18 protein-coding genes are annotated in these 15,862 nt (G+C 70.7%); 4 read left to right on the top strand and 14 right to left on the bottom strand.

Annotated features, from left to right (window positions below; genetic code table 11):
* Nucleotides 1–89: 89 nt before the first annotated feature.
* Together ARTHRO9V_RS03540 and ARTHRO9V_RS03535 are read left to right on the top strand one after the other, a co-directional pair.
* The gene (locus tag ARTHRO9V_RS03540; protein ID WP_159825617.1) at nucleotides 90–752 is read left to right on the top strand and encodes an HD domain-containing protein; all 663 of its coding nucleotides are present in this window, start codon (nucleotides 90–92) and stop codon (nucleotides 750–752) included.
* A gap of 87 nt (nucleotides 753–839) precedes the next feature.
* Nucleotides 840–1,874 (top strand): LLM class flavin-dependent oxidoreductase, encoded by a 1,035-nt coding sequence (locus ARTHRO9V_RS03535; RefSeq protein ID WP_056049785.1) that lies wholly within the window; start codon nucleotides 840–842, stop codon nucleotides 1,872–1,874.
* A 178-nt stretch (nucleotides 1,875–2,052) separates the two neighbouring features.
* On the opposite strand, the gene ARTHRO9V_RS03530 is transcribed toward ARTHRO9V_RS03535, so the two are convergent.
* From ARTHRO9V_RS03530 to ARTHRO9V_RS03485, 10 genes are all read right to left on the bottom strand, one after another.
* Nucleotides 2,053–4,038, bottom strand: a complete 1,986-nt coding sequence (locus ARTHRO9V_RS03530; RefSeq protein WP_123570921.1) for a cytochrome c oxidase assembly protein — start codon at nucleotides 4,036–4,038, stop codon at nucleotides 2,053–2,055.
* Nucleotides 4,039–4,239: 201 nt separating this feature from the next.
* Nucleotides 4,240–4,527, bottom strand: a complete 288-nt coding sequence (locus tag ARTHRO9V_RS03525; RefSeq protein ID WP_043595940.1) for an HU family DNA-binding protein — start codon at nucleotides 4,525–4,527, stop codon at nucleotides 4,240–4,242.
* A 105-nt stretch (nucleotides 4,528–4,632) separates the two neighbouring features.
* A complete protein-coding gene (rpsN, locus tag ARTHRO9V_RS03520; protein WP_043595941.1) occupies nucleotides 4,633–4,938 on the bottom strand; it encodes a 30S ribosomal protein S14 in 306 nt (101 codons plus the stop codon).
* 2 nt (nucleotides 4,939–4,940) lie between these two features.
* Nucleotides 4,941–5,108: a 50S ribosomal protein L33 gene (rpmG, locus tag ARTHRO9V_RS03515; RefSeq protein WP_043595944.1), complete on the bottom strand. Its 168-nt coding sequence runs from the start codon at nucleotides 5,106–5,108 to the stop codon at nucleotides 4,941–4,943.
* Nucleotides 5,108–5,344, bottom strand: a complete 237-nt coding sequence (rpmB, locus tag ARTHRO9V_RS03510) for a 50S ribosomal protein L28 (protein WP_043595945.1) — start codon at nucleotides 5,342–5,344, stop codon at nucleotides 5,108–5,110. Before rpmB ends, rpmG begins: the two co-directional genes overlap by 1 nt.
* A 300-nt stretch (nucleotides 5,345–5,644) precedes the next feature.
* A complete protein-coding gene (locus ARTHRO9V_RS03505; protein ID WP_159828413.1) occupies nucleotides 5,645–6,058 on the bottom strand; it encodes a Fur family transcriptional regulator in 414 nt (137 codons plus the stop codon).
* 101 nt (nucleotides 6,059–6,159) lie between these two features.
* Nucleotides 6,160–7,050, bottom strand: coding sequence for a metal ABC transporter permease (locus tag ARTHRO9V_RS03500; protein WP_056049779.1), 891 nt, complete (start codon nucleotides 7,048–7,050; stop codon nucleotides 6,160–6,162).
* Complete coding sequence (locus tag ARTHRO9V_RS03495; protein ID WP_370516171.1) at nucleotides 7,047–7,928, bottom strand: metal ABC transporter ATP-binding protein; 882 nt, start codon at nucleotides 7,926–7,928, stop codon at nucleotides 7,047–7,049. The genes ARTHRO9V_RS03500 and ARTHRO9V_RS03495 overlap by 4 nt, the downstream gene beginning before the upstream one ends.
* On the bottom strand, nucleotides 7,925–8,926 hold the full coding sequence (locus ARTHRO9V_RS03490; protein ID WP_159825613.1) for a metal ABC transporter solute-binding protein, Zn/Mn family: 1,002 nt from the start codon (nucleotides 8,924–8,926) through the stop codon (nucleotides 7,925–7,927). The genes ARTHRO9V_RS03495 and ARTHRO9V_RS03490 overlap by 4 nt, the downstream gene beginning before the upstream one ends.
* 159 nt (nucleotides 8,927–9,085) lie before the next feature.
* Nucleotides 9,086–10,345, bottom strand: a complete 1,260-nt coding sequence (locus tag ARTHRO9V_RS03485; RefSeq protein WP_159825611.1) for a PTS transporter subunit EIIC — start codon at nucleotides 10,343–10,345, stop codon at nucleotides 9,086–9,088.
* A 213-nt stretch (nucleotides 10,346–10,558) separates the two neighbouring features.
* Here ARTHRO9V_RS03485 and ARTHRO9V_RS03480 point away from each other — a divergent pair, with 213 nt between their 5' ends.
* Together ARTHRO9V_RS03480 and ARTHRO9V_RS03475 are read left to right on the top strand one after the other, a co-directional pair.
* Entirely contained in the window at nucleotides 10,559–10,792 is a 234-nt protein-coding gene (locus ARTHRO9V_RS03480) for a glucose PTS transporter subunit EIIB (protein WP_054145886.1), read from the top strand.
* A complete protein-coding gene (locus tag ARTHRO9V_RS03475; protein WP_159825609.1) occupies nucleotides 10,789–11,247 on the top strand; it encodes a PTS glucose transporter subunit IIA in 459 nt (152 codons plus the stop codon). Before ARTHRO9V_RS03480 ends, ARTHRO9V_RS03475 begins: the two co-directional genes overlap by 4 nt.
* A gap of 23 nt (nucleotides 11,248–11,270) precedes the next feature.
* Here the strand turns inward: ARTHRO9V_RS03475 and ARTHRO9V_RS03470 are convergent, their stop codons facing one another.
* The 4 genes from ARTHRO9V_RS03470 to ARTHRO9V_RS03455 form a co-directional block, all read right to left on the bottom strand.
* The gene (locus ARTHRO9V_RS03470; RefSeq protein ID WP_123570919.1) at nucleotides 11,271–12,002 is read right to left on the bottom strand and encodes a GntR family transcriptional regulator; all 732 of its coding nucleotides are present in this window, start codon (nucleotides 12,000–12,002) and stop codon (nucleotides 11,271–11,273) included.
* 149 nt (nucleotides 12,003–12,151) lie between these two features.
* On the bottom strand, nucleotides 12,152–13,663 hold the full coding sequence (locus ARTHRO9V_RS03465; protein WP_123570918.1) for a dihydrolipoamide acetyltransferase family protein: 1,512 nt from the start codon (nucleotides 13,661–13,663) through the stop codon (nucleotides 12,152–12,154).
* Between the two features lie 10 nt (nucleotides 13,664–13,673).
* Nucleotides 13,674–14,702 (bottom strand): alpha-ketoacid dehydrogenase subunit beta, encoded by a 1,029-nt coding sequence (locus ARTHRO9V_RS03460; protein WP_159825607.1) that lies wholly within the window; start codon nucleotides 14,700–14,702, stop codon nucleotides 13,674–13,676.
* A complete protein-coding gene (locus ARTHRO9V_RS03455; RefSeq protein ID WP_056049763.1) occupies nucleotides 14,699–15,859 on the bottom strand; it encodes a thiamine pyrophosphate-dependent dehydrogenase E1 component subunit alpha in 1,161 nt (386 codons plus the stop codon). The genes ARTHRO9V_RS03460 and ARTHRO9V_RS03455 overlap by 4 nt, the downstream gene beginning before the upstream one ends.
* Between the last annotated feature and the right edge of the window lie 3 nt (nucleotides 15,860–15,862).

Here is a 15,862-nt window from a genome sequence, read left to right as displayed (position 1 = left end):
GTGGCGGGAGGGCGGGGTGGCGGGATGTCGACGAGTGGTGGCAACACTGCCACTCGTGGCAGGACCTGTCCACCCGTAGGGTTCCTGCCATGCCCACCGAGTCCCGCCCGACGCCCGAGCCCCGCCCGACGCCCGAGCCGCGATCGACCGCCGCCGTCCTCGACGAGCTGCTCGCGCCTCCTTCGCTCGTCGCCACCCGGGCCCTCGGGGCCGCCGCCGCCGTGTCGAGCGTGGCCCTGCTCGCGCACAGCCGTCGCTCGGCGGCGCTCGCCGTCGATCTCGGGCGACGCGAGGGGCTGGCCTTCGACCACGAGCTGCTGTTCGTCGCGGCGGCCCTGCACGACGTCGGGCTGACGTCGCCGTTCGACAGCCACACCGAGCCGTTCGAGCGAGCGGGGGGCGAGGTCGCCCGGGTGTTCGCCGCGGGGGCGGGCTGGTCGGCCGGACGCGCCCAGCGGCTGGCGGACGTCATCGTGCGGCACATGTGGCCCGCGGTCTCGGCCGACCTCGACGTCGAGGGTCACCTGCTCGAGCGGGCGACGAGCCTCGACGTGTCGGGGGTGGGCGGTGGGGACTGGCCGGCCGAGCTGGTCGCCGCCCTGGTCGAGCGGCTGCCCCGTGACGGCTTCGGTGCCGAGTTCGGCGGGTTGATGTCGACGCAGGCGCACCGGAAGCCCGGCTCCGAGGCCGCCCGCACGATCCGGGGCGGCATGCGCGACCGGATCGCCGCGAACCCGCTCGACCGCCTCTGACCCCGGCGCCGACACGCCCTGCCCCCTCCCACGATCGCGCTCCATCGGTTAGAATGATGCGAACGTATGAATCAGGAGAGCACCCGCATGGCACACCCCCTCGAGTTCGGCCTCGACACCTTCGGCGACATCACCGACCGCCTCGACGGCAGCCCCGTCACGCACGCCCAGGCCATCCGCAACCTGGTCGACCAGGCCGTCCTGGCCGACGAGGTCGGTCTCGACTTCATCGGCGTCGGCGAGCACCACCGCAAGGACTTCGCCGTCTCGGCCCCCGAGGTCGTGCTCGCCGCGATCGCCGCCCGCACGAAGACCATCCGCCTGGGCTCGGCCGTCACCGTCCTCAGCTCGGACGACCCCGTGCGCGTGTTCCAGCGCTTCGCCACGGTCGACGCGATCTCGAACGGCCGTGCCGAGGTCATCCTGGGCCGCGGCTCGTTCACCGAGTCGTTCCCGCTCTTCGGCCTCGACCTGCAGGACTACGAGGTGCTCTTCGAGGAGAAGATCCAGCTCTTCGCCGAGCTGCTGAAGGAGGGCCCGACGACCTGGTCGGGCACCGTCCGCGCCGGCCTCGACGCGCAAGAGGTCTACCCCAAGACCGAAGGGGGCTCGATCCGCACCTGGGTCGGCGTCGGCGGATCGCCGCAGTCGGTCATCCGGGCCGCGCACTACGGCTTCCCGCTCTTCCTCGCGATCATCGGAGGCCAACCCGCGCAGTTCGCGCCGTACGCCGACCTCTACCGACGCGCCCTCGGCGAGTTCGGCCACGACTCGCAGCCGATCGCGATGCACTCGCCCGGTTTCGTGGCCGAGACCGATGCCGAAGCCAAGGAGGCGCTGTTCCCCTACCAAGAGGAGCAGACGAACCAGCTCGGTCGCGAACGCGGCTGGCCCCCCTACAGCCGCGCGCAGTACGAGGCCAGCGCCAGCTCGACCGGCGCGCTCTACGTGGGCTCGCCCGAGACCGTCGCCACGAAGATCGCGCAGAACATGCGCCTGCTCGGCGCGACGCGTTTCGACATGCGGTACAGCATGGGCCGCCTGCCGCACGAGCTCATGATGCGCAGCATCGAGCTGTACGGCACGAAGGTCGTCCCGCTTGTGCGCGAGATGCTCGCCTGACGCGACCCGCGCCTCCTCGGGGCTCGTGCCCTACGACCCCGACCCAGCGCACCGCGTTTCGTGCACCGCACCCCGACCAGTCGCGGTGCCCTGCACGAAACACGGTGCGTTGCTGTTTCGCGGTCCGCGGCTCGCGGCTCGCGGCTCGCGGCCCACGGCCCGCGACCCGCGGCCCACGTCAGCGGGTGCGCTCGCGCTGGTGGGACAGCGCCTCGAGCTGCTCGTTGTACGCCCGGAGCTCGGCGTCGTCGTCGCGCTCGGCCTGGCGGTCCTTCCGGACGGCTTCTCGGCCGTCGCTGCGGCTCCACATGATGGCGACGGCGATGGCCATGACGATCGTGGGGATCTCGCCGACGCTCCAGGCGATGCCGCCGGCGACGTACTGGTCCTGCATCGGCGTCGGGCCCCAGGTGCGCCCCATGGCGCCGTACCAGTCGGCGAGGAAGAGCCCCGTGGCGCTCATGATGCCCAGGCCGAAGAACGCGTGGAACGCCATGGTGCCGAGCAGCACGACGAGTCGGGCGGGGTAGGGCAGTCGACCCTTGACGGGGTCGATGCCGATCATCGACTGCACGAAGAGGTAGCCGGTGATCAGGAAGTGCACGATCATCCAGTAGTGGCCGATGTGCGTGGTCGTCGCCCAGCTGAACAACGGCGTGTAGTAGAACGCCCACAGCGAGCCCGCGAACAGCACCGCCGAGATGATCGGGTTGCTGACGAAGGTCGCGAACCGGGAGTGCACGAGGATCATGATCCACTCGCGGCCGCCACGGGTGCCGTCGCTGCGCTTCTTGATGGTGCGCAACGCGAGCGTCACGGGCGCGCCCGGCACGAGCAGCACGGGCACGAGCATGCCGAGTGCCATGTGCGCGAGCATGTGCGTGCTGAAGAGGTACTCCTCGTACACGTTCGGGGCGCCGCACGTGATGTAGAACAACACGACCAGGCCCGCCACCCACGACACGGTGCGGCCGACCGGCCAGCGGTCGCCACGGCGGTGCAGGCGGACGACGCCGGCCAGGTAGAAGAAGACGCCGAAGGCACAGAGCAGCCCCCAGAGCAGGTCGACGTTCCATTCGGTGAGGTAGCGCAGCGGCGTCAACTCGGGTGGCAGCGCCTCTTCGGTGAGGATGACCGCGGGGGTCGGGTCGGCCAGGTCGGCCGCGGCGACCTGCTCGACCGGGGTGGCCGTCCGGGCGAGTGCGGCGGCGACGCCGGAGGCGAGCCCCATGAACGCGAGCTCGGCGGTGACGAACCACCAGAAGGCCTTCGTCGTCGCCTTGGGGTGGGTCGTGAGGCGGCCGACGAGCCAGCGGCGTTGCACGACGCCGAACAACCCCAGCGCGACGAGGGCGAACGTCTTGACGAGCACGAGCACGCCGTAGCCCGACGTCAGGGCCGACCAGTCGCCGATGCGGATGGCGGCGCTGCCGATGCCCGACACCGCGACGACCACGAAGCAGACGATCGCCACGCTCGAGTAGCGCGCGAGCACGATCGCCAGCCGCCCGCTCGAGAGGTGCCCGCGCAGCAGCACGATGGCGAGCAGGCCGCCCAGCCAGACCGACGCCCCGACCAAGTGCAGGGCGAGGTCGGTGACGGCGGCGTCGTGGCCACTCGTGCCGGCCGCGTGGCCCTGCTCGGCGATGGGGATGAGCCCGCCGGCGGCGAGCACCGTGACGGCGACGATCAACCAGATGTTGCGGACGATGAAGCAGAGCACCGTGACGGTCGCCGCGATCAGCGTCGTGATCAGCCAGGCGATGCCGAGCTCGGTGTTCGTCAGGAAGAACGCGAGCGTCCGCCCGAACTGGTCGTCGAAGGTGACCGGCACGTTGGCGACGCTGAGGAAGGTGAAGAAGGTGGTGATCGCCGAGGCGACGGCCCAGAACCCCGCCGCGGCGGCGGCGACGTCCATGGCGCGGTCGTACTCCGCTTCGCGTCGGGTGAGTGCGAAGCAGGTCAGGAAGAGCGTGCCGATGGTGAGGGCGGCGCCGACGTTGCCCAGCATCTTGGCCATGGGCAGCCCGTAGCGGACGACCTCGCCGGGGTCGACGACGAGGGGCGCGTCGGCCGCCCCGCCGAACTTCAGAGCGGCGAGGAGGGACGCGAACGCCACCAGCACGAGCAGTGCGGGCGCCGTGGTGCGGGCGAGTCTGGGCATCGTCTACCAGGGTAAGTCGGATCGCCTGGTGAACGGGTGCGGGTGGGGGGCGTCGCTCGACGTCGAGTGATCCGTCCGGGCGACCGGCGCATGCACGAACGAGCCTGTCGGCGGGGCGTGACGAGGCGAGGGGGAACGAGAGAAGGGGCGTGACGACCGATGGTCGTCACGCCCCTTCTCGGGTGCTCGTGAGAGCGAGGACTACTTGACTGCAGCCTTGAGCTTGCTGCCGGCGCTGACCTTGACGCTGTCGCTGGCGGCGATCTCGAGGGCCTCACCCGTCTGCGGGTTGCGGCCGGTACGAGCGGCGCGGTGCGTCTTCTCGAAAGCGATCCACCCGGGGATGGTGACCTTCGTGCCGTCGGCGACCGACTTCGAGACGACGGAGAAGAACGCGTCGACGACGCCGCTGACGGCGGCCTGGCTCTGGCCGGACTCGGATGCGACAGCTGCGACGAGCTCGGTACGGTTCAGTGACTTGTCAGCCATGTAAATGTCCTCCTCGGACTTCATTCGGTGTGACGAGACACGGCGTTCACCATGCCTGTGCGGTCGAGACCAGAGAGCCGAGGGCCCTGTGGAACCGGTTGAAACCTACCAGGAAGACTTCGTGATGCCCGGCAACTCGCCACGGTGGGCCATGTCGCGGAAACGCACGCGGCTGATGCCGTAGGCCTTGAGGTGACCGCGGGGGCGGCCGTCGACCGAGTCGCGGTTGCGGAGGCGGACCGGCGACGCGTTGCGCGGCAGCTTCTGCAGACCGAGGCGAGCGGCCTCGCGGCTCTCGTCGGAACCGTTCGGGTCGATCAGGGCCTTCTTCAGCTCGAGACGCTTCTCGGCGTAGCGGGCCACGATCTCGGCGCGCTGGTTGTTCTTGGCGATCATGCTCTTCTTGGCCATTTTTAGCGCTCCTCGCGGAATTCGACGTGCTTGCGAATCACCGGGTCGTACTTCTTCAGCACGAGACGGTCGGGGTTGTTACGACGGTTCTTCTTGGTCACGTACGTGAAACCGGTGCCCGCCGTCGAGCGGAGCTTGATGATGGGACGGACGTCCTGCTGACGAGCCATTAGATCTTCTCCCCACGAGCGAGCAGGTCCTTGACGACCGACTCGATGCCACGAGCGTCGATGACCTTGATGCCCTTGGCGCTGAGCTGAAGGGTCACGTTACGACGAAGCGACGGCACGTAGTACGTCTTCTTCTGGATGTTCGGGTCGAAACGACGCTTGGTGCGTCGGTGCGAGTGCGAGATGTTGTGTCCGAAGCCGGGAACGGCTCCGGTCACCTGGCAGGTTGCTGCCATGGTTTTCCTCCGTAGATACCGTGAGGGCCGGAGCCCTCACCCAAGGTCACTTGTCGGCGCGCCGGTCCCCCTGCCCGATCGAGGGATCGGGCGATGAAGCCGGGAGGCGGTGCACATGGGCGCAGAGAGCGCCCAACCAAAGGGAGAGCTTACGCGACACGCCCGGACCCACGCAACCCGCGCCTCCCCGACTCGAGGTCGGGGGTCGGGGCTCGGAACCCGGGGCTGCGGCCACGCGATCGCGTCGCCCCGCGCCGCCGGGACGAGGAGGCGCGGCTCAGCGGATCGCGGAGGCGCGGCTCAGCGGATCGAGGAGGCGTCGGCGGCCGCGCGGGCCTCGGCCGTGCACGCGGGGCACAAGCCGAACACGTCGACCACGTGCTGCGCCTCGGTGAACCCGTGCGTGGCGGCGACGTGCTGGGCCCAGGTCTCGACCTCGTCGGCCTCGATCTCGACGGTGGTGCCGCAGTTGCGGCAGATCAGGTGGTGGTGGTGCGTGCCCGGCGTGCAGGCGCGGTAGAGGCTCTCGCCTTCTTGCTGCAGCGAGTCGGCCGAGCCGTCGGCGGCGAGGTCGGCGAGTGCCCGGTAGACCGTGGCCAGGCCGATGCCGGTCTCGCGCAGGTGGGCGTGCAGCGCCTGGGCGCTGACGAACCCCTCGCTCGTGCCGAGTGCTTCTCGCACGGCCTCGCGTTGCCACGTGTTGCGTCGGACCACCACGGCGTCCTGCCTCTCTGTGTGTCGGACCTCTGTGCGTCGGACCTCGGTGCGTCGGGTCCCGGTGCACCGGGACCAGGTGTGTCGGACCCCGGTCTGCCTCAGACGCCGGTCGGTGCCAAGGGTACCCGCGGGCCCCTGCGCGGCTTCACGGCGGCGGCCGTGCGACGCCAGCCGACCAGGCGGCAGACGAGCCAGATCGTGAACGAGATCGTGGTGACGTAGGGACTGATCGGCAGGCCCCCGCCCAGGGCGAGCAGGATGCCGCCGACGACCGAGACGACGGCGAAGGTCACGCTCAGCACGGGCACGAGTCGCGGGTTCACCGTCAGCCTCAGCGCGGCCGCGGCGGGCGTGACGAGCAGCGAGAGCACGAGCAGCGCCCCGATGATCTGGACCGACACCGCGACCGACAGGCCCAGCACGAGCATGAAGACGATGCCGAGCGTGCGCACGGGGACGCCGGCCGCCGCGGCGACGTCGGGGTCGACGCTGGCGAAGGTCAGCGGACGCCAGATGACGATCAGCGTGACGATCACCACGGCCGAGATGGCGACGAGCCAGCCCAGCTGCGGGTTGTCGACCGACACGATCTGGCCGGTCAGCAGCCCGAACTTGTTGGCCGACCGCCCTCGGTAGAGCGCCAGGAAGAGGATGCCGAGGCCCAGGCCGAACGGCATGAGCACCGCGATGATCGAGTTGCGCTCCCGCGCCCGGGTGCCCAGCAGCCCGATCAGCAGGGCGGCGATCAGGCTGCCGACGAGCGAGCCGCTGACGACGTTCACGCCGAGCAGCAGGGCGGCAGCGGCGCCGGCGAACGAGAGCTCGCTGATGCCGTGCACCGCGAAGGGCATGTTGCGCGTGATCACGAAGGGCCCGATCAGGCCGCCCACCAGGCCGAGCACGGCGCCCGCGACGACGCTGTTGCGCACCAGCACGAGCAGCTCGCCGAAGTCCTGGAAGCTGAACAGCTGCGACCACAGGTCGGTCATCGGACGAGCCCTTCGTCGTCGAGGTGTTCGTCGACGTGGTGGTCGTGCCCGTCGTGGCTGCCGACGATCACGATGCGCCCCATGGTGCGGATCACGTCGACCGGGGTGCCGTAGAGGTCGCTCAGCACGTCGGCGCGCAGCACCTCGTCGGGTGTTCCGATGCGGAACCGGCCTCCGGCGAGGTAGAGCACCCGGTCGACGACGTCGAGGATGGGGTTGACGTCGTGCGTGACGAACGCGACCGCGGCGTTGCGGGCCCGCCGCTGCTCGTCGATCAGGCGGGTGACCTCGCGCTGGTGGCGCAGGTCGAGCGAGATGAGGGGCTCGTCGCAGAGCAGCAGGGCCGGTTCGGCGGCCAGTGCCTGGCCGACCCGGGTGCGCTGCTGCTCGCCGCCGCTGAGGCTCGCGACCGGAGAGGTCGCGAACGAGGTGGCGCCGACCTCGTCGACCAGGGCGTCGATGCGGGCCCGTTCGGTCGGGGTCTCGCGGCGCGGCCCCCAGCGGTGGCCCGTGACGCCCAGCGCGATCATGTCACGGGCACGCAGCGGGGTGCCGGACTCCATCAGTCGTTGCTGCGGCACGTACCCGATGCGGCGATGGCCGCGCCCGACTGGCCGGCCGAGGAACTCGATGCTGCCCGCGGTCAGGTGCTGCTGCCCGAGGATCGTGCGCAGCATCGTCGTCTTGCCCGCACCGTTCGGCCCGAGCACGGCGATGAACTCGCCCGGCCGCACGTCGAGGTCGAGACCCGACCAGAGCGTGCGGGCGCCGAACGAGACCCCGGCGTCGCGGAGGCGCAGCACGGCGTCGCCGCCGCCACCGGCCGAGGAGGCGCGGGTGGCGGCGGCGACGGAGGTCGCGCCGGACGGGTCGGTCACTCGCCGAGGGCCGCCGAGATCGCGTCGATGTTGCTCTGTTGCCATGCCACGTAGTCTTCCCCCTCGGGCAGCAGCTCGGTGACCGGCACGATGGCGACGCCGGCGTCGGTCGCGGCCTTCTCGACCTGCTCGGTCTCGGGACTCGAGGTCTGCTCGTTGTAGGCGAGCAGGTCGACCTTCCCGTCGGTGAAGAGCTTCAGGGTGTCGTTGAGCACGGCGGGCGACACGTCGTCGCCCTCCTCGATCGCCTCGGAGAAGGCCTCGGGCGTCACGTTGACCAGGCCCATCGCGTCGAAGAGGTAGCCGGGCACGGGCTCGGTGTAGGCGACCGGGTCGCCGTCGTGGGCCGTCTTGATCGAGGCGGCCTGCGCCTCCAGGTCGGCGATCTTCGTGCCGAAGGCCTCGGCGTTCGCGGTGAAGGTGTCGGCGTTCGCGGTGTCGACCCGGCCGAACTCGTCGGCCAGGGCCGTGGCGAGCTTCGCCATGCTCGGCAGGCTGTAGAACACGTGCTCGTTGAACGCGGCGTGGTCGTGGTCGTCGTGCCCGTCGGCCTCTGCGGTGGCGTCGTCGCTCGCGGCGTCGGTGGCCTCGTCGGCGTGGTCGTCGTGCCCGGCCTCGGGGTCGAGCCCCGAGACGTCGACGGCGTTGACCACGGTGGCGTCGGTTCCGCTCGCGTCGACCATCGTGTCGACGAACGAGTCGTAGCCGCCGCCGTTCTCGACGACCACGTCGGCCTTCGAGACGGCCAGCTGCGTGCGGGCGTCGGCCTCGTACGAGTGCGGGTCCTGCGAGGGGTCGCTGATGATGCTCGTCACGTCGACGAGGTCCCCGCCGACCGTCTCGGCGATGTCGCCGTAGACGTTGGTCGACGTGACCACCGAGATCGCGCCTCCGTCGGTGGAGTCGGTCGAGCCCGAGGCGCCCGTGGCGCAACCGCTCAGCACGAGGGCCGCGGCGGCGGGCAGGACGAGCAGGGTCGGCAGCGAGCGCATCTTCATGGTCGCCACGCTATTGCTACTGATAATGATTGTCAAAACGAGGAGGCGCTGGTCGGCCGAGCGCGCCTCCCGCGTCCCGAGACAGCGCGACACCCCCTGCTCGGCACGACACCCCCTGTTCCGAGGGTGTGATGCCGGACAGGGGGTGTCGCAGCGCGCCTAGGCCTTCGTGGCGGCCTCGACGGACTCGGCGCCGGCGGCGTCGTCGTCCTCGCGGCCGGGCGTCTTGAGGTTCCACTTCTTGATGACGAAGCTGAACAGGACGTAGTAGACGACCGCGTAGCCGAGCCCGATCGGGATGAGCCAGATCGAGTTCTGCGAGATGTTGAAGTTCAGCACGTAGTCGATCAACCCCGCCGAGAAGGTGAACCCGGTGTGGATGTCGAGTGCGTTGACCAGCATCATCGACGTGCCGGTCAGCGCCGCGTGGATGACGTACAGCGGCCAGGCGACGAACATGAACGAGAACTCGAGCGGCTCGGTGATGCCCGTGATGAACGCCGTCAGCGCGGTCGACAGCATGATGCCGCCGATCAGCTTCTTCTTCTCGGGGCGGGCGTGACGCCAGATCGCCAGGGCCGCGGCGGGCAGGGCGAACATGAAGATCGGGAAGAACCCGGTCATGAACACGCCGGCGCTCGGGTCGCCGGCGAAGAAGCGGTTCAGGTCGCCCCGGACGATCTCCCCGCTGGCGTTGGTGTAGTCGCCGACCAGGAACCACACGACCGAGTTGAGGATGTGGTGCAGGCCGGTGGGGATCAGCAGGCGGTTGGCGACGCCGTAGATGCCGCTGCCGACCACGTCGTTCGACGCGACCGCCTGGCCGATGCCGGTGAGGGCGTTGTTGAACAGGGGGTAGATGAACGACATGACGACGCCGACGACCAGGCCCGTGACGGCGGTGAGGATCGGCACCATGCGACGGCCCGAGAAGAACCCGAGGAAGTCGGGCAGCTTTGTGCGGTAGAAGCGCTGCCAGATCATCGCCGAGAGGATGCCCATCACGATGCCGGCCAGCACGCCGTAGTTGATGACCTCGGGGTCGCCCGTCGGGGTCTCGCGGCCCGCGAGCACGACCGGCGACATGGCCTTGAAGACGCCGTCGATCACCATGTAGCCGACGACCGCGGCGAGGGCCGTCGAACCGTCCGACTTCTTCGCCCAGCCGATCGCGATGCCGACCGCGAAGATCAGCGGCAGCCAGGTGAAGACCGCCTGCCCGGCGGCGCCGATCACCGAGGCGCCCGTCTCGAAGCCGGGGATCGCGCCGAGCAGGTCGGCCTGCCCGAGTCGCAGCAGGATGCCCGCCGCCGGGAGCACCGCGATCGGCAGCATGAGGCTGCGCCCGAGGCGCTGCAGCACCGCGAAGGCGGCCGAGCCCCTCTTCTTGGTCGGGGCCGACTCGGTCGTCGTCGTCATCAGGTGGTCCTCTCGTCGGTGAGCAGCCGTGGTGCGGGGTGGGTGTCGTGCGGGTGGGGGCGGTTCCGGAGGCGCGGGTCGCGTCGAGCGCGGAGCCTCCGGTCCTGTCCGGTCATGACCAGTGAGTGGTAGTTTCCTCAGACCGACGGGTGGTGTCAACTAGGACGACACCCTCGTCGCCGCGAGCGACCGACCCACGGAGGAGAACAGCTCATGTCGAAAGCACAGGCCATGATCGACGGACTCGGCGGCGCCGACAACATCGAGGAGATCGAGGGCTGCATCACGCGCCTCCGCACCGACGTCCGGGACATCTCGCTCGTCGACGACGCCGCCCTCAAGGCCGCGGGAGCCACCGCCGTCGTCCACGCGGGGGGCAGCGTCCAGGTGATCGTCGGCACGATCGCCGACTCGCTCGCCGAAGACATCAACGACCTGCTGCCGTGACCACGGTCCTCTCGCCCGTCGCCGGCCGGGTGACGGCGCTCGCCGAGGTGCCCGACGCCGTCTTCGCCGGGCAGCTCGTGGGCGCGGGCGTCGCGGTCGAGCCGAGCGCGCCTCCTGGAGGGGGTGTGGTCTCCGTCGTCTCGCCGGTCGCCGGCGAGATCGTCAAGCTGCACCCGCACGCGTTCGTGGTCGTGGACGAGTCGGGCACCGGCCTGCTCGTGCACGTCGGCATCGACACGGTCAAGCTCGGCGGCGAGGGCTTCGAGCTCGTCGTGCCCGAGGGGGCGACCGTCGCGGAGGGCGACGTCGTCGTCCGCTTCGACCCGGCCGTCGTGGCCGAGGCGGGGTACTCGGCCGTCATCCCGGTCGTCGTGCTCGACAGCGCCCCCGACAGCGTCCCGCAGCAGGCCGTCGGCACGACCGTCGAGTCAGGGGAGCCCCTCTTCGACCTCTGAGGCCGACGGGTCGCGGCCAGGAGTCAGTCCGGCGTCGTGCCCGACTCGACCTGCATCTGCAGGCGGTAGCGGTCGGAGCGGTACCAGCTCTTGGCGTGTTCGAGCGGGACGTCGCCGGCGAACGAGATCCGGTCGAAGTACATCACCGGGGCGCCCTCGCTCGTGCCGAGCAGCGTGGCGACGTCGGCGTCGGCCCCCTCGGCGCTGACCGTCTGGGTCGCGCGGGTGATCGGCGTCGCGTAGTCGCCGTCGAGGGTCCGGTAGAGCGAACGGCTCAGGTCGTGGTCGAGCAGCCCGGGCAGTCGGTCCGCGGGGTACCAGCCGTCGTCGATGCTGACCGGCACGCCGTCGGCCAGGCGCAGGCGCTTGACGTGGAACGCCGAGGCGCCGTCCTCGAGTCCGAGGGCCGCGGCCGTCTCGGGCGGCGGAGTCGTCTCGGCCTTGACCAGCACCACCGTGCTCGGCACGTGGCCGAGCTTGGTCATCTCGTCGGTGAACGAGGCGAGGTGCAGCGTCGACTGGACCACGCGGTGGGCCACGAAGGTGCCCTTGCCCCGCACGCGGGTCAGCCAACCCTCGTTCACCAGCTGCCCCACGGCCTCGCGGACGGTGATCCGGCTGACACCGTACTCGAGCATGAGCTGGCGCTCGCTGGCGATCGCCGAGCCGGGCTGCTGACCGGCCGCGAGCCGCTGCACGATGGAGCGCAACTGCTCGTGCTTCGGCACGGCTCCGTCGGTGATGCGGTCGGTCATGGGCCCCCTCGTCCGTCGCGCCCGAGGGTGGTCCCATCTGGTCATGACCGGTCGTCCTGCCCTCGACGTTACTGCACGCCGTCCGTCGCCAGCCAGGTCGGGGCCCGGCTGCCCGCGGGGTTCCCAGGAACGGACGAGGAGGCGCGGGCTCAGTCGAGCAGGAGCGCGGGCTCTTCGAGGACGCTCGCCACGTCGGCCACGAACCGGCTGGCGACGTCGCCGTCGACCACGCGGTGGTCGAAGCTCGCCCCGATCGTCGTCACCATGCGCGAGCGGACCTCGCCGTCGACCACCCAGGCCTTGGGTTTGATCGTGCCGAGGGCCACGATCGCGACCTCGCCCGGGTTGAGGATCGGCGTGCCGGTGTCCATGCCGAAGACGCCGATGTTGGTGATCGTGATCGTGCCGTCCCGCATGTCGGCCGGCGTCGTCTTGCCGTCTCGGGCGGTCAGCGTCAGCTGTTCGAGGGCCTGGGCCAGCTCGAGCAGGCTCATCGACTGGGCCTCCTTGACGTTCGGCACGATGAGGCCACGCGGGGTGGCCGCGGCGATGCCGAGGTTGACGAAGTGCCGGACGAGGATCTCGCGGTCGGTCCAGGCCGAGTTGACCATCGGGTTGCGTCGCACGGCCCAGATGATCGCCTTGGCCATGATCAGCAACGGCGAGACCTTGACGCCGGCGAACTGCGGCGACGCCTTCAACCGCTTGACGAACTCCATCGTGCGGGTGGCGTCGACGTCGACGAACAGGCTGACGTGCGGGGCGGTGAACGCCGACGACGTCATGGCCGCGGCGATGGCCTTGCGGACGCCCTTGACGGGGATGCGCTCGACGCGTTCCTCGCCCCACTCGGGCGTCTCGATGTTGCGGAAGACGCTGGCCTGCTGGGCGTGACGGATGACGTCGTCGCGGGTGACCTCTCCGGCCAGGCCGGTCGGCTGGACGACGGCGAGGTCGACCTCGAGGTCTTTGGCGAGCTTGCGGATGGGCGGCTTCGCGATGATCGGCAGGGCCTGCGCGGCGGGCACCGACGTGGTCGGGCGCCGCCGGGCCTGCTCGGCGACGCGCAGCTGCCGGGCGTCGACCTCGGTCTGCGACGGTCGGCGGCGACGGGTCGAGCCGTGACCCCCCGCGGCGCCGTAGCCCACGAGCACGGCACCCGACCCCGAGTCGGCCGGGGCCTCGGGGGCGTGCGCCACCGAGCCGGTGTCGCCGTCGGCGCTGACCGCGTCGGCCGAGCGGGCCGGGGCGGCGGGGGAGGAGCTCTGCACCGGGGTGGCGGACGCCACGGGCTCGGCCTGGCGGGCGCGCTGCGCGGAGAGTGCTTGTTCGTTCTGCGACACGACCTGCGCCGTGCGGGCGAGTCCGCCCGACTCGAGGGACTCGGACTCGGCGGCCCGACCCGACGGGGTCGCTGGTGCCGTCGAGTCGCCGACCCGGATGATCGGGGTGCCGACGTCGACCGTGGTACCCGGTTCGACGAGGATGCTCTCGACCACGCCGGCGTAGGGCGAGGGGAGCTCGACGAGCGACTTCGCGGTCTCGATCTCGACGAGCACCTGGTTGATCTCGACGCTGTCGCCGGGAGCGACCTTCCATTCGACGATCTCGGCCTCGGTCAGGCCCTCGCCGACGTCGGGCAGGGTGAATTCGCTGGTCATGTCGTGACTCCTAGTAGGCCAGGGCCCGGTCGACCGCCTCGAGCACGCGGTCGGCGTCGGGCAGGTACTGCGTCTCGAGCTTGGCGGGAGGGAAGGGGGTGTCGAAGCCGCTGACGCGCAGGACGGGTGCCTCGAGCGAGTAGAAGGCCTTCTCGGCGACGGTGGCGGCGATCTCGGAGCCGACCGACACGAAACCGGGGGCCTCCTGCGCCACGACGAGGCGCCCGGTCTTCCGGACCGACTCGAGGATGGGCCCGTAGTCGACGGGTGAGAGCGACCGCAGGTCGACGACCTCGGCCGAGACGCCCTCGGCGGCCGCGATCTCGGCCGCCTGCAGCAGCACGCTGACCATCGCGCCGTGCCCCAGCAGGGTGACCTCGGTGCCCGTCCGGACGACGCGGCTCGCGTGCAGCGGTGCCTGCGGGTCGCTCAGGTCGACGTCGCCCTTGGGCCAGTAACGGCTCTTGGGCTCGAAGAACATGACGGGGTCGTTCGACGCGATCGCCTCCTGGATCATCCAGTAGGCGTCGTGCGGCGTGCTCGGGCTGACGACGCGCAGGCCCGCGGTGTGGGCGAAGTACGCCTCGGGGCTCTCCTGGTGGTGCTCGACCGCGCCGATGTGCCCGCCGTAGGGCACGCGGATCACGACGGGCATCGTCAGGGTGCCCTCGTGCCGGTTGGTCAGCTTGGCGAGCTGCGACGTGATCTGGTCGAAGCCGGGGTAGATGAATCCGTCGAACTGGATCTCGCAGACCGGGCGGAAGCCACCCATCGCGAGTCCGATGGCGGTGCCGACGATGCCGGACTCGGCGAGGGGGGTGTCGATGACGCGTCTGTCGCCGAACTCGGCCTGCAGCCCTTCGGTCACGCGGAAGACGCCGCCGAGCGTGCCGATGTCTTCTCCCATCAGCAGGACGCGGGGGTCGTCGGCCATGGCCTTGCGGAGGCCGGCGTTGATCGCCTTGCCGAGCGGCATGGGCTGCACGGAGGCGCGGGTCGACTCGGTCGTGCCGGTCGGGTTCTCGACGGTGTCGGTCATGCTGCCCCCTCGTCGGTGGTCGCGGTCTCGCCCGCGCCGCCGAAGCTCTGCTCGTAGGTCGCCAGCCACTGCTTCTGCTCGGTCATGAGCGGGTGCGGCTCGGAGTACACGTGGTCGAAGATGAGGCCGCGGTCGGGGTTCGGCAGCGAGACCGTGCGCCGACGGACGTCGGCTCCGAGGTCGTCGCCCTCGGTCTCGAGGTCGGCGAAGAACGCGTCCCCCTCGCCTCGGTTCCGCAGGAAGGCCTCGAAGCGCGTGATCGGGTCGCGGGCGATCCAGGACTGCAGCTCGTCGTCGGTGCGGTACTTGGTGGGGTCGTCGGACGAGGTGTGCGCGCCGACGCGGTAGGTGAGCGCCTCGATGAAGCGGGGCCCGCCACCGCCGCGGGCGGCCTCGAGGTCGCGGCGGCTGACGGCGTAGCTCGCGAGCACGTCGTTGCCGTCGACCTGCGTGCCGGGGATGCCGAAGCCGCCGGCCCGGGCGACGAGGGGCGTGCGCGACTGACGCGCGACCGGCACGCTGATCGCCCACTGGTTGTTCTGGAGGAAGAACAGCTCGGGGGTCTGGAAGCTCGCGGCGAAGACCAGGGCCTCGCTGACGTCGCCCTGGCTGGTCGCCCCGTCGCCGAAGAACGTGACCACGGCCTGGTCGACCTCGGGATCGCCCGTGCCGCTCTTGCCGTCGAGGCCGAGCCCCATGGCGAAGCCGGTCGCGTGCAGCGTCTGCGAGCCGATCACCAGCGTGTAGACGTGGAAGTTCTGGTGCTCGGCGGGGTTCCAGCCGCCGTGCGTGTGACCGCGCAGCAGGCGCAGGATGTCGACCGGGTCGATGCCGCGGGACAGCGCGACGGCGTGCTCGCGGTAGGACGGGAAGAGGTGGTCCTGCGGGCGGGTGGCGTGGGCCAGGCCGACCTGGGCCCCCTCTTGGCCGTGGCTCGGCACCCAGAGGGCGAGCTGCCCCTGGCGCGCCAGGGCCGCGGCCTCGCGGTCGAATCGACGCGTCAGCACCATGTCGCGGTGCAGGGCGCGGAGTCCGTCGTCGCCCAGGGCGTCGACGTAGGGGCGGAACTCGTCGGCCGCAGCCGACTCGACCACCTCGCCCGACGGCGACAGGAGCTGGACGGGCGGCGGCGCGTCGGTCGCTTCGGAGGAAGACATGGC

The organism is Frigoribacterium sp. 9N, assembly GCF_902506305.1.
Lineage (GTDB): Bacteria > Actinomycetota > Actinomycetes > Actinomycetales > Microbacteriaceae > Frigoribacterium.
Note: the sequence above shows the minus strand (reverse complement) of the source record. Positions and strands in the feature narration are given on the sequence as shown.